At 67.7% G+C, this 23,542-nt stretch carries 22 protein-coding genes; 12 read left to right on the top strand and 10 right to left on the bottom strand.

Annotated elements, in window-relative coordinates; genetic code table 11:
* Nucleotides 1-5 precede the first annotated feature (5 nt).
* Genes ABD648_RS16560 through ABD648_RS16595 form a run of 8 tightly spaced genes read right to left on the bottom strand, consistent with a single transcriptional unit; the run spans nt 6 to nt 9,687 of the window.
* Nucleotides 6-1,538 (bottom strand): FGGY-family carbohydrate kinase, encoded by a 1,533-nt coding sequence (locus ABD648_RS16560; protein WP_282216061.1) that lies wholly within the window; start codon nt 1,536-1,538, stop codon nt 6-8.
* Nucleotides 1,528-2,370, bottom strand: coding sequence for a class I fructose-bisphosphate aldolase (locus ABD648_RS16565; protein WP_282216062.1), 843 nt, complete (start codon nt 2,368-2,370; stop codon nt 1,528-1,530). The genes ABD648_RS16560 and ABD648_RS16565 overlap by 11 nt, the downstream gene beginning before the upstream one ends.
* Entirely contained in the window at nt 2,370-4,088 is a 1,719-nt protein-coding gene (locus ABD648_RS16570) for a glycerol-3-phosphate dehydrogenase/oxidase (RefSeq protein WP_282216063.1), read from the bottom strand. Before ABD648_RS16570 ends, ABD648_RS16565 begins: the two co-directional genes overlap by 1 nt.
* Nucleotides 4,085-5,077, bottom strand: coding sequence for an aldo/keto reductase (locus tag ABD648_RS16575; protein WP_282216064.1), 993 nt, complete (start codon nt 5,075-5,077; stop codon nt 4,085-4,087). Before ABD648_RS16575 ends, ABD648_RS16570 begins: the two co-directional genes overlap by 4 nt.
* A complete protein-coding gene (locus ABD648_RS16580) occupies nt 5,074-6,051 on the bottom strand; it encodes a sugar-binding transcriptional regulator (protein ID WP_282216065.1) in 978 nt (325 codons plus the stop codon). Before ABD648_RS16580 ends, ABD648_RS16575 begins: the two co-directional genes overlap by 4 nt.
* A gap of 4 nt (nt 6,052-6,055) precedes the next feature.
* The gene (locus tag ABD648_RS16585; RefSeq protein ID WP_282216066.1) at nt 6,056-7,057 is read right to left on the bottom strand and encodes an ABC transporter permease; all 1,002 of its coding nucleotides are present in this window, start codon (nt 7,055-7,057) and stop codon (nt 6,056-6,058) included.
* Nucleotides 7,058-7,077: 20 nt separating this feature from the next.
* Nucleotides 7,078-8,595, bottom strand: a complete 1,518-nt coding sequence (locus tag ABD648_RS16590; RefSeq protein ID WP_282216067.1) for a sugar ABC transporter ATP-binding protein — start codon at nt 8,593-8,595, stop codon at nt 7,078-7,080.
* A gap of 51 nt (nt 8,596-8,646) precedes the next feature.
* Entirely contained in the window at nt 8,647-9,687 is a 1,041-nt protein-coding gene (locus tag ABD648_RS16595; RefSeq protein ID WP_282216068.1) for a substrate-binding domain-containing protein, read from the bottom strand.
* Nucleotides 9,688-9,964: 277 nt separating this feature from the next.
* Between ABD648_RS16595 and ABD648_RS16600 the strand changes: the two genes are divergently transcribed.
* The 8 genes from ABD648_RS16600 to ABD648_RS16635 all read left to right on the top strand — a co-directional run bounded on the left by ABD648_RS16600 (nt 9,965) and on the right by ABD648_RS16635 (nt 17,579).
* Nucleotides 9,965-10,999: a substrate-binding domain-containing protein gene (locus tag ABD648_RS16600; protein WP_282216069.1), complete on the top strand. Its 1,035-nt coding sequence runs from the start codon at nt 9,965-9,967 to the stop codon at nt 10,997-10,999.
* 93 nt (nt 11,000-11,092) lie between these two features.
* Nucleotides 11,093-12,166 (top strand): ABC transporter permease, encoded by a 1,074-nt coding sequence (locus ABD648_RS16605; protein ID WP_282216070.1) that lies wholly within the window; start codon nt 11,093-11,095, stop codon nt 12,164-12,166.
* Nucleotides 12,167-12,168: 2 nt separating this feature from the next.
* Complete coding sequence (locus ABD648_RS16610; protein WP_282216071.1) at nt 12,169-12,975, top strand: ATP-binding cassette domain-containing protein; 807 nt, start codon at nt 12,169-12,171, stop codon at nt 12,973-12,975.
* A 47-nt stretch (nt 12,976-13,022) separates the two neighbouring features.
* Complete coding sequence (locus tag ABD648_RS16615) at nt 13,023-13,859, top strand: SDR family NAD(P)-dependent oxidoreductase (protein WP_282216072.1); 837 nt, start codon at nt 13,023-13,025, stop codon at nt 13,857-13,859.
* A gap of 6 nt (nt 13,860-13,865) precedes the next feature.
* The gene (locus ABD648_RS16620; protein ID WP_282216073.1) at nt 13,866-14,969 is read left to right on the top strand and encodes a galactitol-1-phosphate 5-dehydrogenase; all 1,104 of its coding nucleotides are present in this window, start codon (nt 13,866-13,868) and stop codon (nt 14,967-14,969) included.
* Entirely contained in the window at nt 14,966-16,027 is a 1,062-nt protein-coding gene (locus tag ABD648_RS16625; protein WP_282216074.1) for a zinc-dependent dehydrogenase, read from the top strand. Before ABD648_RS16620 ends, ABD648_RS16625 begins: the two co-directional genes overlap by 4 nt.
* On the top strand, nt 16,024-16,617 hold the full coding sequence (locus ABD648_RS16630) for a glucose-6-phosphate isomerase family protein (RefSeq protein ID WP_282216075.1): 594 nt from the start codon (nt 16,024-16,026) through the stop codon (nt 16,615-16,617). Before ABD648_RS16625 ends, ABD648_RS16630 begins: the two co-directional genes overlap by 4 nt.
* Nucleotides 16,618-16,676: 59 nt before the next feature.
* A complete protein-coding gene (locus tag ABD648_RS16635; RefSeq protein WP_282216076.1) occupies nt 16,677-17,579 on the top strand; it encodes a MurR/RpiR family transcriptional regulator in 903 nt (300 codons plus the stop codon).
* 42 nt (nt 17,580-17,621) lie between these two features.
* On the opposite strand, the gene glpK is transcribed toward ABD648_RS16635, so the two are convergent.
* On the bottom strand, nt 17,622-19,121 hold the full coding sequence (glpK, locus tag ABD648_RS16640) for a glycerol kinase GlpK (RefSeq protein ID WP_282216077.1): 1,500 nt from the start codon (nt 19,119-19,121) through the stop codon (nt 17,622-17,624).
* A gap of 117 nt (nt 19,122-19,238) precedes the next feature.
* Between glpK and ABD648_RS16645 the strand changes: the two genes are divergently transcribed.
* Nucleotides 19,239-20,342: a zinc-binding dehydrogenase gene (locus ABD648_RS16645; protein WP_282216078.1), complete on the top strand. Its 1,104-nt coding sequence runs from the start codon at nt 19,239-19,241 to the stop codon at nt 20,340-20,342.
* Here ABD648_RS16645 and ABD648_RS16650 read toward each other — a convergent pair.
* On the bottom strand, nt 20,327-21,034 hold the full coding sequence (locus ABD648_RS16650; protein WP_282216079.1) for an SDR family NAD(P)-dependent oxidoreductase: 708 nt from the start codon (nt 21,032-21,034) through the stop codon (nt 20,327-20,329). The genes ABD648_RS16645 and ABD648_RS16650 overlap by 16 nt on opposite strands.
* A gap of 59 nt (nt 21,035-21,093) precedes the next feature.
* Here ABD648_RS16650 and ABD648_RS16655 point away from each other — a divergent pair, with 59 nt between their 5' ends.
* From ABD648_RS16655 to ABD648_RS16665, 3 genes are read left to right on the top strand one after another with little or no spacing between them, the layout of a single operon-like run.
* Nucleotides 21,094-21,978 (top strand): transketolase, encoded by an 885-nt coding sequence (locus tag ABD648_RS16655; RefSeq protein ID WP_282216080.1) that lies wholly within the window; start codon nt 21,094-21,096, stop codon nt 21,976-21,978.
* A complete protein-coding gene (locus tag ABD648_RS16660) occupies nt 21,975-22,955 on the top strand; it encodes a transketolase family protein (protein ID WP_282216081.1) in 981 nt (326 codons plus the stop codon). The genes ABD648_RS16655 and ABD648_RS16660 overlap by 4 nt, the downstream gene beginning before the upstream one ends.
* Nucleotides 22,952-23,482, top strand: coding sequence for a phosphatase domain-containing protein (locus ABD648_RS16665; RefSeq protein WP_282216082.1), 531 nt, complete (start codon nt 22,952-22,954; stop codon nt 23,480-23,482). The genes ABD648_RS16660 and ABD648_RS16665 overlap by 4 nt, the downstream gene beginning before the upstream one ends.
* Nucleotides 23,483-23,542 lie beyond the last annotated feature (60 nt).

Genomic DNA, 23,542 nt, shown 5'->3' on the forward strand with positions numbered 1-23,542 from the left:
GCCGCTCAGCGCTGGGAGTCGCGGTACTGCTCACGCCAGAAACCCTGGAGAGCAGTGGCGAGATCGTGCGACACGCGATAACGATGGTCGTAGTGCTCGGTCATCGCGACGTCGGGTTCATAGACCTTGCGTATCCGGGTCATGTGCGCGGCAGCATCCTCATAGTCGGAGAACGCCCCGACGCCGACCCCGGCCGCCAGCGCCGCTCCCAGGGCGCCCGTCTCGTCCTCCGCCGCGACGGAGATGGGGATGCCGAGAGTGTCGGCGAGCATCTGCGCCCACACCGGGCTTCGCGAGCCGCCTCCGGAGAGCGTCGCGCTGTCGATCGTCGCGCCTGCGGCTTCCAGCCGTTCGACATGCCGGCGGTGCTCGAAGACCACGCCCTCGAACAGGGCCCTGATCAGATGCCCCTCGCCGTGCCATCCGGCCACTCCGTAGAAGCCCGACCGGCGCTCGGCGCCCTGCGGCGATCCGTAGAGGTACGGATGGAAGTACGGATCGTCGATCCGCGGCGTGACCTCGGAGAGGCGCCGGTGGCAGAAGCCGAATGGATCCTCATGGTGACCGCCTCGTTCGACGAACTCGCGGACGTACCATTCCAGGTGGGATGCCGAGGTGGCGCTGTTGTCCATGATCATGAACCGCGCCGGCCCGAAGGCCGCGACCATGAGCAGGTCGCGATCGACCACCGGCTCCTCGGCCAGATACTGGTTGACCGACCAGGTTCCCGCGATGATCGAGGTCGCTGCGGTCTCGACGACTCCCGCGCCCAGCGCGCTGGCGATCACATCGAACAGGCCGCCGACGACCGGGGTGCCTTCGGCGAGACCGGTCTGGGCCGCGGCCTCCGCGGTGACCGTCCCGGCGATCTCGGTCGGATCGATCAACCGCGGCAGCAGCCGCTGCAGACCGTCCAGGCCGTAGAGGGCGAGAAGCTCGTCGTCGTAGCGGCACTCCGGCATCTTCAGCAGGCCGGCACCGGACATGTCGGAGATGTCGCTGACCTTCTGGCCGGTCAGTTGGAAGGTGATGTAGTCCTTGCACATCACGAGGGTGCCGGCACGGTCGACGACGTCCGGATGGTGCCGCCGCATCCACGCCAGCAGCACGGGGGTCTGCGACGGCCACGGCTCCTGCAGCGTGGCGGCGTGCAGGGCGTCTCCGTGGGCGGAGGTCAGCTCCTCGGCGACGCCGGCGGCCCGCGTGTCCAGCGACTGGATCCCGACGAGCGGCCGGTCGTCCTGGTCCAGCAGGTAGAGGCCGTTGCCGTGTCCTGCGCATCCGGCGGCGATGATCTGGCGGGGATCGATGCCCGCCTCGGCGATGCAGTGCTGCAGCGCCTCCTTCGCGTTGCGCCAGAGCTCGTCGAGATCCCTCTCGACGTGCCCGGGTTCCGGAGTCGTCGATTGGCCGTCGATCGCGTAGGACGAGACGCGCTCTCCGTCGAGGCCGAACAGGACGGCCTTGATGACGGTGTTGCCGACGTCGATGCCGAGCAGGTACTGCTTCCCGTCGCCCGGCTGCCCGTCACCCGGCATTGTAGAGATCCCATGCCTCGGCGCCGGACGCGCCGCGGTGCACGATCGCCATCAGCGCGTCGACGACGGCCTTCGGATTGGCGTGCTGGTAGATGTTGCGCCCGTAGACGAGTCCCGATGCGCCCTGCGCCATGAGAGCCGCGGACTTCGTCAGCACCGAGTCGAGGCCCTCCTTGCCGCCGCCCCGGACCAGCACCGGAACCCGAGCGGCCTCGACCACGCGGTGGAAGTCTTCGGGGTCGTCGGTGGGGTCGGCCTTGATGATGTCGGCCCCCATCTCGCTGGCGAGCCGCACGAGTGTCACGATCTTCTCGGCGTCGCCGTCGACCTGGTACCCGCCTCTGACGTCGTTGGGCAGCATGACCAGAGGTTCGATCATGAGCGGCATCCCGTACTTCGCGCAGGACGCGCGCACCCGGCTGATGTTCTCGACGCACTGGCGGAAGAGTTCGGGTTCGTCCGGCAGCATGAAGAGATTCACGACGACGCAGGCCGCGTCCATCTCCAACGCCCCGATGATCGGCTCGTCATGGTTCTGCAGCATCGACCACATCACCCGGTGCTTCTGCGCGTTGTACGGGTTCCCCATGTCGATGCGCATGACGAGGGCGGGCTTGTCCTTGCCGGGCACGGCTTGCAGCAGGTCGGCCTGGCCATAGGCCATCTGGATGGCGTCCGGCTTCGCGTCGACCAGCGACGAGACCACGCCGGGCATGTCTTCCAACCCGATCAGGAAGCCGGGCTCGTTGCACACGCCGTGATCGATCGCGACGTCGAGACAGCCCCCGTCGCTGAAGAGACGGTTCATCCTGGCCAGGGTGCTCAGGCGCATCACAGGGTCCTTTCCATCGTCCGACGGTCGAGGGCGTCGCGGTCGACGCGGTGGTAGTCCTCGAGATCCGTCACCAGTTCACCGATCTCCGCGAGACGGCGTTCGTCATTCCAGTCCAGTTCGGCGGCCGCGACGGTGGCGATCGCCTCGATCAGCCTGGCATCCACCGCCCCGGTGATCGCGACAGCGGTGCGACGGAGGATCAGGTCGCCGAGCCTCGTCGCGTATTCGCGGTGCACCATGAAGGCGACCTCGGCGGCCGTGAGCGCGACCCCAGGGCCGATCGGCTGATCGTCGTCGCGAGCGGTGCAGAACTCCATCACCTCGGCGGCGCGGGTTCCGTAGACATCGGCGAGGTGCGCCGCCCGGTCCTCGGACACGCCCCACTCCGCGATCAACGCCGTCTCGATCTGCGGCGCATCGACGAAGTCCGCTCCGCCGCCGATTCCGAGCTCCGCGGTCGACGTGGTGCGTTCGCGCCCGAGCTCCTCGAGCACCTCATCGGCGAGGTCCTGAGCGAACGCGCGGAACGTCGTCCACTTGCCGCCGATCATGCAGTACTGAGGAACATCGCCGTCGATCCGCTTCACGTCGTGGCCGCGGGTGATCCGCCCCGTGAAGTCGTGCTCGCTCTTGAGCAGGGGACGGATGCCGCTGAAGGAATACACGATCTGGTCCGCCGACATCGTGACCGCGGGGAACACTGCCTGCAGGGAACCCAGGATGTAGTCGCGCTCGTCGTCTTCGCATCGCACGCGCTCCGCACGCTCGACCTTGATGTCCGTGGAACCGGCGAGCACCCGGCCGAGGTAGCCGAACGCGATGCAGATCCGGCCGTCGGAGTTGTCGAAGTACACCATGTGCCCGTCGAGCGCGGCGTACAGTTCGGGGTTGTCCAGCACGAGGTGCGACCCCTTGGTGCCCTCGACCAGCTGACCCGGGCGGTCACCGGCGGGAAGAAGCGTCGAGAGCGACTCGTCCAACCACGCGCCGGTGGCATTCACGACCGTCTTCGTCGTCACCGGGTACCGCGTGCCCGTCTCGCTGTCGGTGACCACGAACCCCGACCCGTCGCTGACGATCTCGGCATAGTTGAGCGCGACGGAATCCGGAGCCATCCGCGCGGTGTCGACGATGAGCTCGACTCCCAGCCGCTCGGGGTAGCTGATCCACGCGTCGTAGAACACCGCGGCGAACTTCATGCGCGACGTCAGTTTCGGCCAACGACGGAACGCCGCACGTGTGCCGAGGAACCGGTGTCGAGGCAGCATCCGTCGGGTCCGGGTGACCCAGTCGTAGATGCTCAGTCCGATCCGCAACGGCACAGCGCCTCGACTGGCCGGTCGGGTCGAGAGGCGGAAGAAGCTCGCCGCCGCGTTGAACAGCCCGGAGAACACCGAGGTGATCGGCACTACCGTCGCGAGCGGGCGGACCATGTGCGGCGCGTTGCGGAGAAGGGCGTCCCGCTCCCGCAGCGATTCGCGCACGAGGCCGAATTCGCCGTTCTCCAGATACCGGAGCCCGCCGTGGATCATGCGCGACGGTGCGGCGCTGCATCCGGAGCAGAAGTCCACACGTTCCACGAGCAGCACGCGCAGTCCCTGGAGGGACAGCTCGCGGAATGCTCCGACGCCGTTGATCCCGCCGCCGACCACGATCGCGTCGAATGCTCCGTCGGCGCGGATGCTGTCGAACCTGGCACTCCTGGCGGCGTTCATGCGTCGAGATCGTTCACGTGCAGGGCCACGGCCGCATCGATCAGCGTGAGGTCGTCGTCCGACAGCCGGAGGCGCCCGGCCGCGGCGTTCTCCCTCGCCTGCTTCGGATTGCGCGCGCCGCACAGCGAGTAGGTGATGCCGGGCTGCTGCAGCGTCCAGGCGATCACGATCTGCGCCTTCGTCGCCGCATGCGCGTCGGCGACGGGTTCGATGGCCTCCATCAAGCGGGCGACCTTCTCGCGATTCCCGAGGGAGAAGCGGGGGTTTCCCTTGCGCTGATCGTCGCCCGAGAACACTCGATCCGGGCCCATGCTCCCCGAGAGCAGGCCCAAGGCCAGCGAGGAGTAGCTCAGCGTCGAGACGCCGGCATCCCGTGCGATCGGAAGGAGAGTGGTCTCGATGTCGCGGGCGATCATCGAGTACTCCTCCTGGATGGCGTCGAGCTCGCCGGTCGCCACGTAGGACCGCAGCTCCTGTTCCGAGACGTTGCTCGCTCCGATGGCGCGGATCTTGCCCTGCTCGCGCAGCTGCACGAGGGCAGCGACGGTTTCCTCGATCGGGGTCGTGGGGTCCTGCCAGTGCGTGATGTAGAGATCGATGTGGTCGGTCCCGAGGCGCCGCAGACTCTCCTCCACCTCGTGGACGATCGATTCGCGGCCGAGGTACCGGTGGACCGCTTCTCCGTCGAAGTCGAAGAAGCGATTGCCCTTGGTGGTGTGCCACACCAGGCCGCACTTGGTCGCGAGGACCACCTCGTCGCGGCGTCCGCGGATCGCCGATCCGAGGATCTCCTCGGCACGGCCCTGCCCGTAGGCCGGCGCCGTGTCGATCAGCGAGATCCCCTCGTCGATCGAGGCCTGGATCGCGGCGATCGACTCCGATTCATCCGTGCCGCCCCACATCCACCCGCCGATGGCCCAGGTACCCAGGCCGACGGCCGAGGCGTCGATCGATGAGCCGCCGAGCGGCCGGGTGAGCATCTCCGTCATTTCTTCTCCTCGTCCGGTGCGACCACCGACGCTGCAGTCTCCTCATCGACGATGAGGGATCGGATGTAGCCGCCGGCCAGCGCGGCTCGGATGGGACGCACCTTCTCCGGCCCGACAGCCACACCGATCGTGGTGGGGCAGGCGGCGAGCTCGGAGGGGGAGAGTGCGAGGAGACGCGAGTTCAGCGGAGAGTCCGCGAGCGATCCGTCGTCCGCGATCAGGTGGGCGAGGAACTCTCCGCCGACCTCACCGCCGCGGAGCAGCGCACGATCGGACTCCGAGAGCGGAGCGAGGTCGTAGTAGCTCGATCCCTCGGTCTCGACGGATCCGATGCCGACCATCGCGACGTTCGCACGCCGGGCGAGATCGAACGCCTGCTTGATCGATCCGACCTCCATGAGCGTGTCGCGTTCCTCGCGGCTCTCGGCGAAGAGCGGGGCATGCATCAGCACGGCCCTCCCGCCGAGACGCTCGGCGAGCTGCGTCGCGAGGTGGTTGACGTCGGTGTAGTACTTCCCCTGCACGCCCCCCGTGAGCGGCACGACCGTCACATCGAACACGCGGTCGGGGTCGAGCCCATCGACGACGGCGCTCAGCGCCTTGCCGCCGGTGATCGCGATCACGTCTCCGTCGCGGATCGTCTCCAGCAGTTCGTTGGCCGCGGCACGGCCGACGACCTGCAGATTCGTGTCCGGGTTCCCCTCCACGGTGGGGGTCACCACCGCGGTGCCGAGAGCCGTCGACCGGACCAGCTCGCCTTCCAGGTCGACGAGCCGCTGGAACGGCCCTGCGTCGATGGAGATCTTGACCATGCCGAGCTCGCGCCCTCGCCGGATGAGGCGATTCACCTTCGACGCGGAGAGATTGAGGCGCGCGGCGATCTCGGACTGCGTCATTCCCTCGACGAAGTGGAGCGTGACGACGGTGTGGATCTTGCGGATCGTCGCGAGATCTTCCCTGTTCTCGAAGACCATGGCGTCACACCGTCCGTCGGCGGGACAGGTAGTGGTCGACGAGCAGCGCCACGAGCAGGATGCTGCCGCGAACGATGTCCTGCCAGTACACGGAGACGTCCAGAAGAGTCAGCGAGCTCGAGACCACCGAGAGCAGGATCGCGCCGAGGGTCGCACCGAAGATGGTTCCCGAACCGCCCTTGAGGCTGGCGCCGCCGATGACGGCCGCGGCGATGACGTTCAGCTCCATTCCGATCCCGAACGTCGGCTGCGCGGACCCGAAGCGTGCCATGTAGATGATGCCGGCGACGCCGGCGAGAGCCGAGCACAGGACGGTCGTGAAGAAGATGGCGTGCTTGGTGCGGATTCCCGAGTAGGCGGCCGCCTTCTCGTTGCTTCCGGTGTAGAAGACCTTCCGGAACGCGGTCGTCCGCCGCAGCATGAAGTCGAAGGCGATGACGACGACCAGGAAGATGACGATGACGAGCGGGATCGGCCCGATGGAGCCCTGGCCGATGAACTTGAACTCGCTGGGCAGGGAGTACAGCCCGAGCGGCCGACCGCCGGTGAGGAGAAGGCAGACTCCGCGGGCGATGACCATGACGGCGAGGGTGACCACGAAGTGGTTCAGCCCCACTTTCGTCACGAGGACGCCCATCACCGCGCCGGTGGCGATGCTCGCGAGGATGGCGATGCCGGATGCCAGCCACGGGTCGATGCCCTGAAGGTAGAGCCAGCCCGCCAGCACCATCGACAACGCCGTGACCGACCCGACCGACAGGTCGATGCCACCCGAGATGAGCAGGATCGTCATGCCGACGACGACGATGCCCTCGACGGCGAACACCATGGCCATCGCCTCGATGTTCGCGAGCGTCAGGAAGTGCGGCGAGGCGAACGACATCGCCACGACCAGGACGAGCAGGATCAGGATCAGCCCGGTCTCGCGCATCCGGAGGAAGCGCGAGACGAGATGCTTCAGATCGGGTCGGGCTTCGGGCTCCGCCGGCATCGGCGGGGCGGTCATCAAAGTCTGTTGTTGCGTCATCACACCAGCTCCTGCTTCCGTTCGGCCATCGAGGCCAAGCTCAAGATGTTCTCTTCCGTCATGTCGTCGCCGGTGACCTCGCCGCTGATCTCGCCTTCTCGGACGACGATCACCCGGTCCGAGACTCCGATCAGTTCCGGCATCTCCGAGGAGATGACCACGATGCCGATCCCCTTCCGTGCGAGATCGCGCAGGATCGCGTGTATCTCGGCCTTGGCGCCGACGTCGACCCCGCGGGTGGGTTCGTCGAGGAAGATGACCTTCGGGTTCACGGCCAGCAGCTTCGCCAGGGCGACCTTCTGCTGGTTGCCGCCGGACAGGGTCGAGACGGCGTCGTCGAGCTGTCCGTATTTGAGGCGCAGTCCGCGGCCGACGCGGGCGGCGAGGCGGTCCTCACGGCGCTTCCCGATCAGACCGAAGCGCGAGACCTCTCGCAGCGACATCGCCGACGTGTTCTCGGCGATCGACAGGTCGAGGAACACGCCTTCGGCTTTCCGGTCCTCCGACAGGTAGACGATGCCGTGGGCGATGCAGTCCTGATAATGCTTCAGGCGGAGAGGCTCGCCGTTCAGGGCGACCTCGCCCGTCGCGTCACCTTCCAGTCGGCAGACGCCCTTCGCGATCTCGCTGCGGCCGGCGCCGATGAGGCCGCCGAGGCCGAGGATCTCGCCGCGTCGCACATCGAACGAGATGTCGGCGTACCGCGGGCCGTCGGTCAGGTTCCGGACGGACAGGATGACCTCGTCGGAGCGCTCGTCTTCTCGCTGCTTCTCCGGGTACTGGTTGTCGAGGGTGCGTCCCACCATGGAGCGCACCAGGTCGTTCGGAGTCGTCTCGGACACGCGGCTGGTCATGATGTGCTGACCGTCGCGGAACACCGAGACCCGGTCGCAGTTCTCGAAGATCTCGACCATGCGGTGAGAGATGTAGATGATCGAGATGCCGCGGGCGGAGAGCTCCCGCATGATGCGGAACAGCGTCTGCGCCTCGATCTCGGTGAGCGCGGCCGTGGGCTCGTCGAGGATGAGCACCCGGCAGTCGAGCGTGAGCGCCTTGGCGATCTCGACGAGCTGCTGGTTCGAGATCGACAGGTCTCGAACCAGCGCTCGCGGATCGATGTTGCCGAGCTGACGGAGGATCTCGCCGGCCTTGCGCTCGAGTGACTCAGGGTCCATCAGCCAGGAGCGGCTCGCGTTGGTGGCTGCCATGAACATGTTCTCGGCGACCGTCACGTCGGGGCACAGCTCGATCTCCTGGTGGACGAAGCCGATGCCCAGTTTCTGCGCGACGGCCGGCGAGGAGATCTCCACCGGCTCGCCGTCGAGCAGGATCGTGCCGCTGTCGGGCCGCACGATCCCGTCGATGATGTTCATCAGAGTGGATTTGCCCGCGCCGTTCTCGCCGGCGATGGCGTGGACCTCCCCCTTGCGGAGAGTGAAGTCGACCGATCTCAGTGCGTGGATCGAACCGAACGACTTGCTGACGTTCTTGATGTCGAGGATTGTCGTGTGTTCCAAGGTCGTCTCCATTGATCGAGCTCGAGGACAAGGGGGAGGGGCGAGCGCCGATTACTCGGTGCTGCGGCCTTCCATGTACTTCTCGAGGTCGAACGACGCGGCGTTCTCCTTGGTGATGACGGAGAAGCCGTTGTCGACGAACGGGACCTGGGCCGGGTTGTAGCCGGACTCCTTGTAGTCGTTGAACGGATCGATCAGGTCGGGGTGCGCCGCCATGAAGAGGGTCATGAACCCCATGAAGCCCTGGATGCCCTGGTTCGGGTTCACCGACAGGTGGATCGTTCCGTCCTTGATGAGGTCGAGGGTGGTGGGCGTGATGTCGGCGTGCAGGATCAGCACGTCGGCGTTCGCCTCGGTGATGGCGGCGGCGGCGCCTTCGGCGGACCCGGCTTCCGGGATCCAGATCGCGTCGAGCTCGGGGTTGGCCTGCAGGATCGAGCCGGTGGCCTGGTAGGCCTTGGTGCTGTCCTGGTTCGTCGCCTGGCGGCCGACGAGCTTCATGTCCGGGTAGTTGTTCTCCATGTACTCGATGAACGCCGTCACGCGCAGGTCGTGGTTGCTCTGCCCGGGGTTCTCGAGGACGGCGTACTCGCCGCTCTCTCCGACGACCTTGACGATCTCCTCGGCGGCGAATGCTGCTTCCGCCCGATTGTCGGAGGTGACGTACGAGGTGCGGTTCGAATCGGGGGAGTCGGCGGCGAAGGTCACCACCTCGATGCCCTCATCGATCGCGGAGTTGATCGGCTCGATGAAGGGGTCCGCCTGCATGGGGTGCAGCAGCACGCCCGCCGGCTTCTCGACCAGATCCTGCTCGAAGGAGGCGACCTGCTTGCTGATGTCGTAGTCGGGGGTTCCGGAGAACACCGTCTCGCACCCCATCGCCTCGGCGGCCTGCTTGAACCCCTGGTAGACGGGAACCCAGTACTGGTGGGAGGAGACCATGACGTTCATCACGTAGGTCTCGCCCTCGGCGCACTGGAATCCTGCGGACTCCGTCGCTGTCGAGGTCTTATCGGATGGCGCGGTGCAGCCGGTGACGGCGATGGCGGCGATGGCCACGACGGCAGCTGCGGTGATGCGGGAGATCTTCATTGATTGCCCTAACTGTGTGGATGGGTACTGCGGAGGACGACTGATTGATGGTGACAGAGTCCGCACCTCGATGCAATAGATTTCGCCCACTGAAATATCTTGCAGATCCGCGGCATGACAGGGATCGGCCGCTCTGTGCTGCCGCCTGGGGTGCCGACCGCGCGTGGCCGCGCCATCCTCTCAAAAGCAATTTCCGCGCACCTCTCGACAAAACAGAAATTTCCGGTAGAGTCACCATGTCGGTAATCATTTCTCACTTTCGTGTCGAGAGGAAATCATGCACGCACGAACTCGCAGCATCGTCGCTGCGGCAGCGGTCGGAGCGATGTCGCTCGTCGGCCTCAGCGGCTGCGCCGCCTCCGGAGGATCCGACGAACCCCTCGTCGGGCTCGTCATCAAGACGCAGGACAACCCCTTCTACGTCAAGATGACGGAAGGGGCCAAGGACGAGGCAGAAGCCCTCGGACTCAATCTGCAGGTCGCCAGCGGCGACGGGCAGAGCGACGTCGATTCGCAGATCAAGGCCATCGAGAACTTCACGGCGCAGGGCGCCAAGGCGATTCTCGTGACACCGGCCGGGGATGGCATCATCCCGGCCATCAAGAAGGCGCAGGAAGCGGGCGTCGTCGTGTTCGCGATGGACTCGCCGCTCGGCGCCGACTCCGGCATCGACGGAACCTTCGCGACCGACAACTATCTCGCGGGCGTCATGATCGGCGAGTGGGCCAAGGCCGCGCTCGGCGACACCGAGCCCCGGATCGCCACGCTCGACCTCAGCACCGATCAGATCCCCGTCGATGTCGCCCGTAACCAGGGATTCCTCGAGGGCTTCGGCATCGAGCTCGGCGATCCGTCGAAGATGTGGGACGAGACCGATCCACGCCTGATCGGGCACGAGGTGACCGACGCCAACGAGGCGGGCGGACGCACCGGCATGGAGAAGCTCCTGCAGAAGGACCCGACCATCAACCTCGTCTACACGATCAACGAGCCGACGGCCGCCGGCGCCTACCAGGCCGTCGTCGCCGCAGGGCTCGAGGACCAGATCACTATCGTCTCCGTCGACGGCGGCTGCCCCGGCGTGACCAACGTGCAGAAGGGCATCATCGCCGCGACCTCGATGCAGTTCCCGCTCGAGATGGCGAAGCAGGCCCTCCAGGCCGTCGAGGACTACCTCGCCGACGGCACCAAGCCGAAGAACAGCGACGGCCTCGACTTCACCAACACGGGAGTCACGCTCGTGACCGACCAGCCGCAGGACGGCGTCGAATCCGAGGACACGACGTTCGGACTGGAGCAGTGCTGGGGCTGAGCCGCCCCTGCTGCATCCCTACCGGGTGAGGGTCGGCTCTTGCCGACCGGCCCTCACCCTCCTCCTCCATACAACGACGTAGGAAAGCCCATCATGAACCGAAGCGCCACCGATCTCCCGGACGACGAGCGACCGAGCACCGTCACCGCCGGATTCTCGATGGGTCTGGTCGAGATCGACCAGGGAGCCCGTCTCAGCCCGCTGCAGTGGATCGAACGACGGATGCTGTCGCGACCGCTGATCGGCCCCGTCGCGGTGCTGATCATCGCGCTGATCGTCTTCTCGATCGTGTCGCCGAACTTCGGCACCCTTCAGAACTTCTCGTTGATCCTGCAGCAGGTCCAGGTGATCGCGATGCTCGGTATCGCGCAGACCCTGATCATCCTGACCGCGGGCATCGACCTCTCCGTGGCGGCGGTCATGCTGCTGTCCCAGGTCGCCATGGGCCGATTCGCGGTCTCGGTCGGACTCCCTGTCGAGCTCGCGCTCGTGCTCGGCATCGTCGTCGGCATCGCCTGCGGGGCGATCAACGGTTTCATCGTGACGAAGCTCAACATCCCGCCGTTCATCGCGACCCTCGGCACCCTGAGCATCTTCTACGCGCTGAACATCTTCATCTCCGACGGGGAGAGCGTGCCGTACGCCGACGTGCCCCCGCTGTTCAACTGGCTCGGCACCGGCTTCCGCGTGTTCGGCACGACGTTCACCTTCGGTCAGGTGCTCACGATCCTCATGTTCATCCTGTTCGCCTACATCCTGCGCAACACCGCGTGGGGGACGCACATCTACGCCGTGGGCGACAACCTCGAGGCCGCGCGCCTCAGCGGCATCCGCGTCAACCGCGTGCTGATGTCGGTGTACGTGGTGGCCGGCCTCATCATCGGCGTCACCGCCTGGCTGCTCATCGGGCGCATCGGCTCGATCTCACCCACCGCCGGTGCCTCGTACAACCTCGCCTCGATCACCGCGGTGGTCATCGGCGGGACGAGCCTCTTCGGCGGCCGGGGACGGATCATGGGCACGCTGCTCGGATCCCTCATCGTCGGAGTCTTCTCCAGCGGTCTCTCGCTCGCCGGATTCGACAGTCTCTGGCAGGAGTTCACCATCGGCCTCCTCATCATCGGCGCGGTCGCCGTCGACCAGCGCCTCCGCAAGATCGGACGTTGACCATGACCACCGCAACCCAGACCCCGCGCTCCACCGACCTGGTGCTCGAAGCGCGCGGCATCGTGAAGCGCTACGGACGCGTCGTCGCCCTCGACCAGACGGACTTCGAGATCCGCCAGGGGGAGGTGCTGGCCGTGATCGGCGACAACGGCGCCGGCAAGTCCTCGTTGATCCAGTGCCTCTCGGGCGCCGTGCAGCCCGACGAGGGCGAACTGCTCGTCAGCGGACAGCCGACCGCGCTGAAGACGCCGGTCGACGCCCGTCGGCTCGGTATCGAGACCGTCTTCCAGAGCCTCGCGGTCTCGCCGGCGCTCGACATCGCCAGCAACATCTTCCTCGGCCGCGAGCTGCGCCGCCCCGGCATCGCCGGCTCCGTGTTCCGCATGCTCGACAAGAAGCGGATGCGGGCGGAGTCGCTCGAGGTGATGTCGCAGCTCGGGCTGCAGACGCTCCAGAACATCGGCCAGTCGGTCGAGACCCTCTCCGGCGGTCAGCGTCAGGGCGTCGCCGTGGCCCGTGCCGCGGCCTTCGGCTCGAAGGTCGTCATCCTCGATGAGCCCACCGCCGCGCTCGGCGTCAAGGAATCGGGCCGTGTGGTCAAGCTCATCAAGGACATCAACGCGCGCGGCATCCCGGTCATCCTGATCAGCCACAACATGCCGCAGATCTTCGAGGTCGCCGACCGCATCCACATCCAACGCCTCGGAAAGCGCATCGCGCTCGTCGAGACATCGCAGATCGACATGGCGGATGCCGTCGCGCTCATGGTCGGCGCGAAGACCCCCGAGCAGCTCGGACTCGACTCATGAGCTCGCGACAAGAACCCACGGACCAGTCTCAAGAAAGGAGCACCCGCATGGTGCCCAACTACCTCCCCGTGCCCGGCACGGCGCTCGCCGACAAGGTGGCGCTCATCACCGGCGCCGCCTCAGGGATCGGCGAAGCGGTCGCCCGCATCTACGCCGCCAACGGATGCCGCGTCGCCCTGATCGACATCGACGCGGCCCGCCTCGAAGAGGTCGCGGCCGACATCGCGGAACGCGGCGGCGAGGTGCTCTCCATCGTCGGGAACGTCGTGGAGGAGGACGAGGTGCGCGCGTTCTTCGCCGAGACCGTGGCCCGCTGGGGCCGCATCGACCTCGTGATCAACAGCGCCGGCCGCGATTCGCTGGCGCCTCCCGTCACCCAGGTGACCCTGGAGGAATGGAACAAGACGATCGGCCCGAACCTCACCGGCGTCTTCCTCTGCTGCCGCGAGGCGTTCCTCGTCATGGAAGGTCAGGAGTCGGGCGGGCGCATCATCAACATGGGCTCCTCCTCGACCAAGGTCGCCTCGGGGCCGGGGCACAGCCCGTACCGCGCCTCGAAGCACGGCATGCTCGGCTTCTCGAAGAACATCCTGATCGAGGGCATGCACAAGAACATCGGTGTCACGGTCCTGAACCCCTCGCACGTGCGTACGCCGATGACCGAGATCATCGACAAGGGCCTGTACGACGGCGACTTGCCCGCCTACACCGACGGTTGGCTCGATGAGAAGGAGATCGAAGAGGGCCTGTCCGCCAGCTGCATCGACGTCGGAAACGTCGCTGAGGCCGCGCTCTACATCGGGACGCGCACGCCGGACGTGACCATCCCCACCTTCTCGCTGTACCCGACGCACAAGGTGCTGCGATACGGCATGGAGGTCTGAGCGACCGTGAAGGCTGCAGTTCTGCGCGGCATCCGCGACATCGCCGTCCTCGACGTGCCGATGCCTGATCCCGTCGGCGTCGACTCGGTCCTCGTGCGGATCGGGGCGGTCGGGGTCTGCGGATCCGACGTCCTCCGCTTCGGCATCGGGAAGGGGTACGGCTTCCCGAGGGTGCTCGGTCACGAGATGTCGGGCACCCTCGTCGAGGACTCCCCGTCGGGGGAGCTGAAGGCCGGCGATCGCGTGGCGATCTTCCCGTGCATCCCCGAGCCCTTCGATCCGATGAGCGAGATCGGCGAGTACGCGCTCGCCGATCGCTACGACTACTTCGGCTCCCGTCGTGACGGCGGACTCGAGGAGTACCTGCGGGTGCCGGAACGCAACCTCATCCCGCTGCGACCGGGCACGTCCCTGATCGCCGGCGCGATGGTGGAGCCGGCGGGTGTGGCCCTGCATGCGGTCCGCAAGGCCGTGATCCCCCCGAACGCGACCGCGCTCGTCATCGGCGCAGGTCCCATCGGCATCCTCGCCGCGCAGTGGCTGCGGATCCTCGGCGTCGTGCGCGTGCTGGTCGCCGACGTGGATGAGCGAAAGCGGGAGATCGCCGAGAGCCTCGGCTTCGAGACGCTGGATGCGTCGACGGCACCGTCCGACGAGCTCGCGGCCGCGGCGACCGCCGGCCGTGGCGTCGACATCGCCGTGGAGGCATCCGGACTCTCCGTGACGTTCCTCCAGGCCATCCGTTCGGCGGCGCACCGCGGACAGGTCGTCCTGCTCGGAGACCTCGCCGACGACGTCGCGCTGCCGAAGGAGCTCGTCTCCCGCGTGCTGCGGCGGGAGCTCGTCCTGCGCGGAACGTGGAACGCCGTCATCACCCCCCGGGTGACCAACGACTGGGAGATGGTGGTGGCCTGTCTCGGACGGTCGCTTGTCGTCGACGGGCTCGTGAGCCATATCGAGGGCATCGACGACGCGCAGGAGGTCTTCGCCAGGCTCGCCGACCGCGGGGGATGGTCGAACAAGACGATCTTCGCGATCTCCGATGAGGCCGTCGCCGAGGCGGATGCCGCCCTGAGGGAATCGCTCTCGGCGCGATTGGCCCGGCGATGAAGGCCGCGGTGTTCCTGGGGCCGGGGCGCATCGAGGTCACGGACATCCCGGTGCCCCAGGTGGGCCCCGGCGACGTGCTCGTCGAGGTGCGGGCGGCCAGCATCTGCGGCACCGACCTGCGCATCATGAAGCACGGGCACTTCCGCATCCCCGAGGGCACGCGCCGCGTGCTCGGGCACGAGCTCAACGGCCGGATCGTCGAGGCGGGTGCGGATGTCCACGGCTTCGCCGTGGGAGACCGGGTGAGCGTCGCGCCGAACGTCGGCTGCGGAGAGTGCGCGATGTGCCGCCGCGGGCTGAACCAGCTGTGCCCGACGTACGACGCCTTCGGCATCACGCTGAACGGCGGATTCGAGGAGTACATGCTCGTGCCGGCGGTGGCGATCGAGCGCGGCAATCTGTTCCATGTGCCCGACGCGGTCGGCGACGAGATCGCCGCGATCATGGAGCCGATGTCGTGCTGCCTGCACGGTCAGCGCAAGGTCGAGGTCTCTCCGGACGACTCGGTGCTGATCATCGGCGCAGGTCCCATCGGCTGCTTCCACACCGTGCTCGCGAAGCGCGCGGGCGCCCGCCAGGTGATCGTGGCCAACACGCGACAGCCGCGATTGGACATCGCCGGGCGGCTGGGCGCCGACCACCTCATCAACGTGACCGAGCAGGACCTGCATGAAGAGGTCATGGCTCTGACCGGCGGCGCCGGCGTCGATGTCGTCATCACCTGCGTCTCCAAACCCGACGTCATCGCCTCGACCACGGACCTCGCCGGACGCCTGGGACGCATCAACGTCTTCTCCGGGCTCGGCGATCAGGCCAGGCCCGCGATCGACGTGAACGCGCTCCACTACCAGGAGCAGACGCTCACCGGCACGACCGGGTCGAGCGTCACCGACTACGGCGACGTCATCGACATCATCGCGGAGAGCGACGTGGACCTCAGCCCCATCATCACCGCGCGGTTCGCGCTCGACGACATCGAGGCGGCGATGGAGCACTCCCGCTCCGGCGTCGGCATGAAGTCGCTGATCACCTTCCCCGACAGACAAGGACAGACATGAGCATCGCATCCCTCACTCCCACCACCCGTTCCGTCGCGACGCAGTTCGACCTGTCGACCGGCCTCGCCGCCGGAACGGCGTCGCTGCGTCGCCCTCTCTCGGCGATGGCCGGCATGTACGCGGACGCGGAGGCTTTCGCCGTGGCCGTCGCGGTCGAGGACGTGCTGAGCTACGAGTTCTATGACATGGGGGTGCCGTCGCTCGAGACCGAGATCGCCTACGGGACGAGCGTGACCTACCCCGGCCGCGTCGGCGACGAGTACTTCATGACCAAGGGGCACTTCCACACCCGTCTGGAGGCCGCAGAGATCTACCTGTGCCTCTCCGGCGAAGGGCTCATGCTGATGGAGAGTCCCGAGGGGGATGTGCAGGTCGAGGAGTTCCGCGCCGGACGTTCGGTGTATGTGCCCGGCCGCTACGCGCATCGCAGCATCAACACCTCGGCCACCGAGCCCCTGATCACCTTCTTCGCTTTCCCCGGGGATGCCGGGCACGACTACGGGACGATCGAGACGAAGGGCTTCCGCAAGATCGTCGTCGAACGCGACGGCGTGCCCACCCTGCAGGACAACCCTCGTTGGCAGAGCTGACGCCCGGAGCCCCGGAGCGCTGCCATGGCAACAGCCGGACGACCGTCTAGACTCCACACGTGACTGACCAGGACACGGGAGGGAACCTCCTCCACCAGATCTCCCGTCGAGCCGGAGCGATGAGCCCGGCCCTGCGCGGCGTCGCCGACGTGATCCTCGCGGATCCCGAAGAGGCGCAGGCCCTGTCGATCACCGAGCTCGCCGGGCGTGCGGGCGTCGCGGACTCCACCGTGTCGCGCTTCCTCCGCGAGCTGCAGCTCGACGGGTACAACCAGCTGCGGCTGGGCATCGCGCAGGCGATCTACTCGCGCCCCGTCTCGACCGAGCAGCGCACCAACTGGGTGTACGAGGGGGTCCTCAAGGGCGACAGCAGCGAGCAGATCGTCGAGAAGGTGCTGCACGGCAGCTTCGAATCCCTGACGCGCACGACGGAGCGGCTCGACCCCGCGGTCATGAGTGCCGCTGTCGATCGCATCCACGACGCGTCGGCGGTCTACTTCGCCGCGATGGGATCGTCGGCGACGGCCGCCGAGAGCGCGATGATGCGCTTCGTGCGCGCCGGCAAGCGCTGCCACTTCTTCCGCGATCAGAGCGTGCAGACCATGGGGAGCGCGACGCTCCGCGATGGAGATGTCCTGATCGCGATCAGCGACTCCGGCGACTCGACCTCCGTCGTCTCGTCGGCTCAGATCGCGAAGTTCCACGGCGCCTACGTGCTCGGGGTCACCTCGAACGTGGACTCGGCGCTGGCGTCGGTGGTCGACGACGTGCTCCTCACCGCCGGCACGGTCGCGAGCTCCGACGTCTACGGCGAGTCGGTCACCGCGAAGTGGGGGCAGCTGCTGGCGATCGACGTGCTCTACGCCACGTACGCGACGCGGTTCTTCGAGGAGACCGCCGACTACCTGCAGGAGAGCTACCTGTCGGCGATCAAGCCGACACGGGGGAGCGGCGGCGACTGACGCTGCACGCCGCATCGCGGCATCCGCTCGAGGGCGGGGTGCTCAGTGGTCCACCCAGTCGAGCGACCGCGAAACGGCCTTCGTCCACCCGGCGTAGAGGCGCTCGCGCGTACCGGCATCCATCTGCGGCTCGAAGGTGCGCTCGATCTCGATCGACGCGCGCAGCTCGTCCTGCGAGGCCCAGAAGCCGACGGCGAGCCCCGCGAGGAACGCCGCCCCCCGAGCGGTCGACTCGGTCACTCGCGGACGGCGCACCGGCACGCCGAGCTGGTCGGCCTGGAACTGCAGGTGGAAGTCGTTGGCGACGGCGCCGCCGTCGACACGCAGCTCAGGGAGGGGCGTGCCCGACTCCGCGGTCATGGCGTCGATGACGTCGCGGTAGGAGTAGCTCATCGATTCCAGGGCGGCGCGCACCAGGTGGGCGCGACCGGTCCCGGGGGTGATGCCGAACACGGCCGCACGCGCATACTGGTCCCAGTAGGGCGATGCGAGTCCCGTGAACGCGGGCACGAGATAGACCCCGCCGGTGTCGGGGACGGATGCCGCGATCGCCGCGGTCTCCTCGACGTCGTCGATGATGCGCATTTCATCGCGCAGCCACTTGATCGTGACCCCGACCCCGAAGAAGACGCCTTCCAGGGCGTACTCGACGCGGCCGTCGAGGCCCCAGGCGATCGTCGTGATCAGGCCGGCCTCGGAGTGGACCGGCGTCGTGCCGGTGTTCATCATGACCGAGCCGCCCGTGCCGTACGTGGCCTTGACGGCGCCCGGCGTGAAGCAGGCCTGTCCGAAGAGTGCGCCCTGCTGGTCGCCCGTGGCCGAGGCGACCGGGATGGCCGCGCCGAAGCCGGCCGCGGTGCCCGTCGTGCCGTACACCTCGCTCGAAGGGCGCACGTCGGGAAGGATGCCGCGCGGGATGTCCAGGATGTCGAGGATCTTCTGGTCCCACGTGAGCTCCCGGATGTTGAAGCACATCGTGCGGGAGGCGTTGGAGTAGTCGGTCACGTGCGCGGCGCCGTCGGTCAGCTTCCAGATGAGCCAGGAGTCGATGGTTCCGCACAGCAGATCCCCGGCCTCGGCCCGTGCGCGCACGCCGGGCACGTTCTCCAGGAGCCAGCGGATCTTCGTGCCTGAGAAGTAGGTGTCGATCGGCAGTCCGGTCGATTCGCGGATGTACTCGGCGTGGCCGTCGGCGCGCAGCACGTCGCAGAACTCGGCGGTGCGGCCGTCCTGCCACACGAGGGCGTTGTGGACGGGCACCCCCGTCACGCGGTCCCAGATGACGCAGGTCTCGCGCTGGTTGGTGATGCCGATCGCCGCGACGGCCTCGGCCGAGACCCCGGAGTCCGACAGCACCTGGTGCGCGACGCGGAGCTGGGACTCCCAGATCACCTCGGCGTCGTGCTCCGCCCAGCCGGGCGCCGGGTAGTGCTGCTCGAACTCCTCCTGCGCGATGTGCTCGATCGACCCGTCTTCTCTGAAGAGAATCGCGCGAACGCTTCCGGTGCCGGCGTCGAGCGCCATCACGTGTGTCTTGTTCATCCTCGAACCGATTCCACTTCGTCGTGTGTTGACCGGGCGTCGTGCCCGTGACTAGAGTGACCGAAGTTTATTCTGAACGCAAGTGAATCAGAGAAATATTTACCGAATGGAGCATCCATGCGTGCCGCCGTCCTGTTCAGTCCCCATGAGCCGCTGCGGATCGAGGATGTCGAGACGCCCGCCGTGCTCGAGCCGAACGAGGTGCGCGTGGCGACGGCCGCCGTCGGGCTCTGTCACTCCGACCTCCACGTGATCGACGGCCGCGTCGCGCGGCCTATGCCGATCGTGCTCGGCCACGAGGCCTCCGGCATCGTCAGCGAAGTGGGGTCTGCCGTGGAGGACGTGGCTGTCGGAGATCACGTCATCGCGTGCTTCGTCGTGTTCTGCGGCGCGTGCCGCATGTGCCGGGCTGGGAGGCCGGCCATGTGCCAGGACCGGGAGGCGACGATGCGGGCTCCGGGTGCGGAGCCGCGGCTGTCGCAGCGCGGAGCCGAGGTGCAGCAGTGGACGAACATCGCCGGGTTCGCCGAGGAGATGGTCCTGCACCGGAACGCCGTGACGGTGATCGATCGGCGCATGCCGCTCGACCTCGCGGCGATGCTCGGGTGCGCGGTCGCGACGGGGGTCGGGTCGGCGCGGAAGGTCGCGCGCGTCGCGGAAGGCGACCATGTGGTCGTGATCGGCGCCGGTGGCGTCGGGCTCAACGTCTGCCAGGGCGCGGCGCTCGCCGGGGCGGCGACGGTGATCGCGATCGATCGCAGCGACGAGCGCCTGCGCCTCGCCCAGGAGCGTTTCGGTGCGACCCACGGGATCAACACCTCGGAGGTGGCGGATGCCGCGGCCGCGGTCCGCGCGTTGACCGACGGCGGGGCCGATCACGTGTTCGAGGCCGTCGGTGTTCCCGGCCTGATCGGAATCGCCCTCGATGCGACGGCCCGTGGCGGGTCGGTCTGGGCGGTCGGCGTGTTCGGCGACGAGGCAGAGATCGCGTTCCCGGCCGGACATCTGCACGCGGGCAAGGGCGTCCAGGGCGTGCGCGCGGGGTCTCTCGAGCCGCAGAAGGATCTGCCGCGGCTCGTCGAGGAGTACCTCGCCGGGCGGCTCGAACTCGACGCTCTCGCCGGACGCCGCATCCCGCTCGAGCAGATCAACGACGGGATCGCCGACCTCGAGGCCGGGGTCGGCGCCCGCACGCTGGTGGTGTTTCAGCCGATCGAGTAGCCGCCGTCGACATTGAGGATCGTGCCGGTGATGTAACCGGCGTCGGGGGAGACGAGGAATCCGATCGCGCGCGCCACGTCGTCGGCCTCGCCCCAGCGTGCGAGAGGGATGCGCGCGCTGATCCGCTCGAAGCGCTCGGCGTCGTCGCGCGCGCGTCGCGACATCGGCGTGGCGATCCATCCAGGGGCCACCGCGTTCACGCGGATGCCCTCGGGGGCGTAGGCGACCGCCTGTGACCGGGTGAGCGAGACGACGGCGCCCTTCGAGGCGGCGTAGGCGGGCGAGTTCGCGGAGCCGAAGTAGCTCCACATCGACGCGAAGTTCACGATCGATCCGCCGGCGTCGGCGAGGCGCGAGCGGAGCAGCTCGGCGACGGCGAGCACGCCGGTCACGTTGACGCCGAGCACCGCGTCGAACTGCTCGGGCTGCCACTCGTCGTCGCGCAGTACGGCCGCGCAGGTCACAAGCGCGCTGACTGGACCGAGGTCGGCGAGCGACATCTCGAGAGCCTCGCTGTCGCTCACGTCGCAACGGCGGAACGAGATGTCTTCCGGGAGGTCGGCGTCGGCGTCCAGGCCCAGCGCCACGATGCGCCAGCCGCGCTCCCGCAACAGGTCGGCGACCGCCCGGCCGATGCCGGTTCCTCCTCCTGTGATCACGGCGAGCGGTTCGGTGAGGGGCGTGCTGGACATGTCGTCTCCTGACGTATCGAAATTTATTCGACCGTAGCTTGACACCGGGGGAAATTTCAATGAGCATGTCTCACGTGCCCTCATCGACGACGCTGACACCCGACCGACCCACCGCCGTCGCCGCTCTCCTGGCCGATCGAGCCGCCTTCGTGCGCACCGAGACGATCCGCCTCATCGAGATCGCGAAGGTCGGCCACTACAGCTCGGTCTTCTCCGCCGCCGAGATCTTCGCCGCCCTGTACTACGGGGTGATGCGCACGGATGCCGCCCGTCCCGCATGGGCGGACCGCGACCGGTTCCTGATGGGGAAGGGGCATGCCGCGGTCGGGCTCTTCCCGATCCTCGCCGATCTCGGATACTTCCCGACCGAGGTCCTCGACGGCTACACGCGCCTCGGCAGCCCGCTGGGCGACCACCCGGACATGACCAAGGTCCCCGGCATCGACTTCAGCTCGGGGTCGATCGGCCACGCGCTGTCGAACGGGCTCGGCATGGCGCTCGGCGGCCGGATGGCGGGGCGCGACTTCAGCGTCTTCGTCATGCTCGGCGACGGCGAGATGCAGGAGGGGCAGGTCTGGGAAGCTGCACTCGGCGCCGCCCATCACCGACTCGGAAAGCTCGTCGCCATCGTCGATCGCAACGGCTTCCAGCTCGACGGCAGCGTCGACGACGTGATCGGGATCGAACCGCTCGCCGACAAGTGGCGCGCGTTCGGCTGGAACGTGCACGAGGTCGACGGGCATGACCCGGTCGCCGTCCGTGATCTGCTGCTCGCGCTGGCGGAGCGCCCCGACGGCACAGCGCCCAGCTGCGTCATCGCGCAGACGAAGAAGGGAAAGGGAGTGTCGTACATGGAGGAGGAGCCCGGATGGCACCTCGGGTACCTCATGCCCGCCGACGCCGAGAGAGCCGTCGCCGAGATCCTCGAAGGAGGCCGCGCATGAGCGCCCCGCAGCTGGCCGACGGCTCCTGGCAGTACCGGAGCATCAACGCGCAGAACCCCGGCCTCGACCACCTGTCGGACGGTCTGCTCGACCTCGTCGAGGCGGGAGTGCCCGTCGTCGCGGGTACCGCCGACCTGCAGTACTCGAACGGGCTCGTGAAGTTCGCGCAGCGGCATCCGGATCGCTTCGTGCAGTTCGGGATCTCCGAGCAGAACATGGTGTCGGCCGCGGCGGGACTCGCCACGACCGGTGCCGTTCCGTTCGTGGCGACCTTCGCGTCGTTCCTCGCGCTGCTGTGCTGCGAGCAGATCCGCATGGACGTCGCCTACACGAAGCTCCCCGTCCGGCTCATCGGGCATCACACCGGCATCGCGCTCGGCTTCTACGGAACCAGCCATCACGCGACCGAGGACATCTCCGCGCTGCGCGCCATCGCCGGGCTCACGATCGTCTCTCCCGCCGACGGACCCCAGCTTCGCGCGGCGATCAGGGCGTCGGCGGACTGGCCCGAGCCGATCTACTTCCGCACCAGCCGCGGCCGCGATCCGCAGGTGTACGGCGATGACGTCGTCTTCGAGTTCGGCAAGGGCATCGAGCACGCGACCGGGACCGACCTGACGATCATCGCCTGCGGCACGCAGGTGCACCCGGCGCTCGCCGCGGCCGACGCTCTCCGCGCCGAGGGCCTCTCGGTGGGGGTCATCGACATGCCGACGATCAAGCCGCTCGACGAGGGTCTCGTCCGCTCCGCAGCCGCACGCAGCGCCGTCGTCCTGACGGTGGAGGAGCACAACATCCTCGGGGGCCTGGGTGCAGCCGTCGCCGAGGTCATGGCGGAGGTGCCCTCCGGTGCCCGGCTCGTGCGCCACGGCATCCGCGACGAGTACAGTCTCATCGCTCCGCCGACGCATCTCTACGCGCACTACCGGCTGGATGCCCCGGGCATCGCCGCCGTCGCACGTGAGGCGCTCGCATGACCGCCGCGACCCTCCCGCATGCGCACTGGCACGCCGCCACGGCGGTGCGCCCCGGCCCGGCGGTCGTGTTCGATCTCGACGGCGTGCTCGCGGACGCGATGCACCGCCAGCACTTCCTGCACCGCGAGACGCCCGACTGGGAGGCGTTCTACCGCGACGTCCACGCGGATGCCGTGATCGAGACAGGACGTGCCCTGCTGTCGTGCATGCGCGACGACGTCACGATCATCATCCTCACCGCACGCGTCGACGAGGTCGCGATCGTGACGCGCGAGTGGCTCGCCGCGCAGGGGCTCCGCTTCGACCTGCTGGTGTGCCGGCCGCCGCGGGAGGACGACGACGCCACCGTCGCGGTGGACTACAAGAGGATCGAGATCGGGCGCATGCTGGCGTGGGGCATCGAGCCGATCCTCGGCATCGACGACAACCGCAAGATCATCGACATGTACGCCGAGTTCGACATCCCGAGCCTCTACTTCCCGAGCGGCTACTACGACAGCAGCTCCCGCTACGACGGCGGCGTGTAGACGCCCGCGACCGGGCGGATGCCCGGAGGAGGGGCGGCGGGAATCCCGCCGCCCCTCCTC

It is taken from the genome of Microbacterium luteolum, from assembly GCF_039533965.1.
Classification (GTDB): Bacteria; Actinomycetota; Actinomycetes; order Actinomycetales; family Microbacteriaceae; genus Microbacterium; species Microbacterium luteolum.

Bases quoted from the DNA above. Each gene is read 5' to 3' on its own strand.
- ABD648_RS16560 (WP_282216061.1), bottom strand. From the start codon at position 1,538: ATGCCGGGTGACGGGCAGCCGGGCGACGGGAAGCAGTACCTGCTCGGC.
- ABD648_RS16565 (WP_282216062.1), bottom strand. From the start codon at position 2,370: ATGCGCCTGAGCACCCTGGCCAGGATGAACCGTCTCTTCAGCGACGGG.
- ABD648_RS16570 (WP_282216063.1), bottom strand. From the start codon at position 4,088: ATGAACGCCGCCAGGAGTGCCAGGTTCGACAGCATCCGCGCCGACGGA.
- ABD648_RS16575 (WP_282216064.1), bottom strand. From the start codon at position 5,077: ATGACGGAGATGCTCACCCGGCCGCTCGGCGGCTCATCGATCGACGCC.
- ABD648_RS16580 (WP_282216065.1), bottom strand. From the start codon at position 6,051: ATGGTCTTCGAGAACAGGGAAGATCTCGCGACGATCCGCAAGATCCAC.
- ABD648_RS16585 (WP_282216066.1), bottom strand. From the start codon at position 7,057: ATGACCGCCCCGCCGATGCCGGCGGAGCCCGAAGCCCGACCCGATCTG.
- ABD648_RS16595 (WP_282216068.1), bottom strand. From the start codon at position 9,687: ATGAAGATCTCCCGCATCACCGCAGCTGCCGTCGTGGCCATCGCCGCC.
- ABD648_RS16600 (WP_282216069.1), top strand. From the start codon at position 9,965: ATGCACGCACGAACTCGCAGCATCGTCGCTGCGGCAGCGGTCGGAGCG.
- ABD648_RS16605 (WP_282216070.1), top strand. From the start codon at position 11,093: ATGAACCGAAGCGCCACCGATCTCCCGGACGACGAGCGACCGAGCACC.
- ABD648_RS16610 (WP_282216071.1), top strand. From the start codon at position 12,169: ATGACCACCGCAACCCAGACCCCGCGCTCCACCGACCTGGTGCTCGAA.
- ABD648_RS16615 (WP_282216072.1), top strand. From the start codon at position 13,023: ATGGTGCCCAACTACCTCCCCGTGCCCGGCACGGCGCTCGCCGACAAG.
- ABD648_RS16625 (WP_282216074.1), top strand. From the start codon at position 14,966: ATGAAGGCCGCGGTGTTCCTGGGGCCGGGGCGCATCGAGGTCACGGAC.
- ABD648_RS16630 (WP_282216075.1), top strand. From the start codon at position 16,024: ATGAGCATCGCATCCCTCACTCCCACCACCCGTTCCGTCGCGACGCAG.
- glpK (WP_282216077.1), bottom strand. From the start codon at position 19,121: ATGAACAAGACACACGTGATGGCGCTCGACGCCGGCACCGGAAGCGTT.
- ABD648_RS16645 (WP_282216078.1), top strand. From the start codon at position 19,239: ATGCGTGCCGCCGTCCTGTTCAGTCCCCATGAGCCGCTGCGGATCGAG.
- ABD648_RS16650 (WP_282216079.1), bottom strand. From the start codon at position 21,034: ATGTCCAGCACGCCCCTCACCGAACCGCTCGCCGTGATCACAGGAGGA.
- ABD648_RS16655 (WP_282216080.1), top strand. From the start codon at position 21,094: ATGAGCATGTCTCACGTGCCCTCATCGACGACGCTGACACCCGACCGA.
- ABD648_RS16660 (WP_282216081.1), top strand. From the start codon at position 21,975: ATGAGCGCCCCGCAGCTGGCCGACGGCTCCTGGCAGTACCGGAGCATC.
- ABD648_RS16665 (WP_282216082.1), top strand. From the start codon at position 22,952: ATGACCGCCGCGACCCTCCCGCATGCGCACTGGCACGCCGCCACGGCG.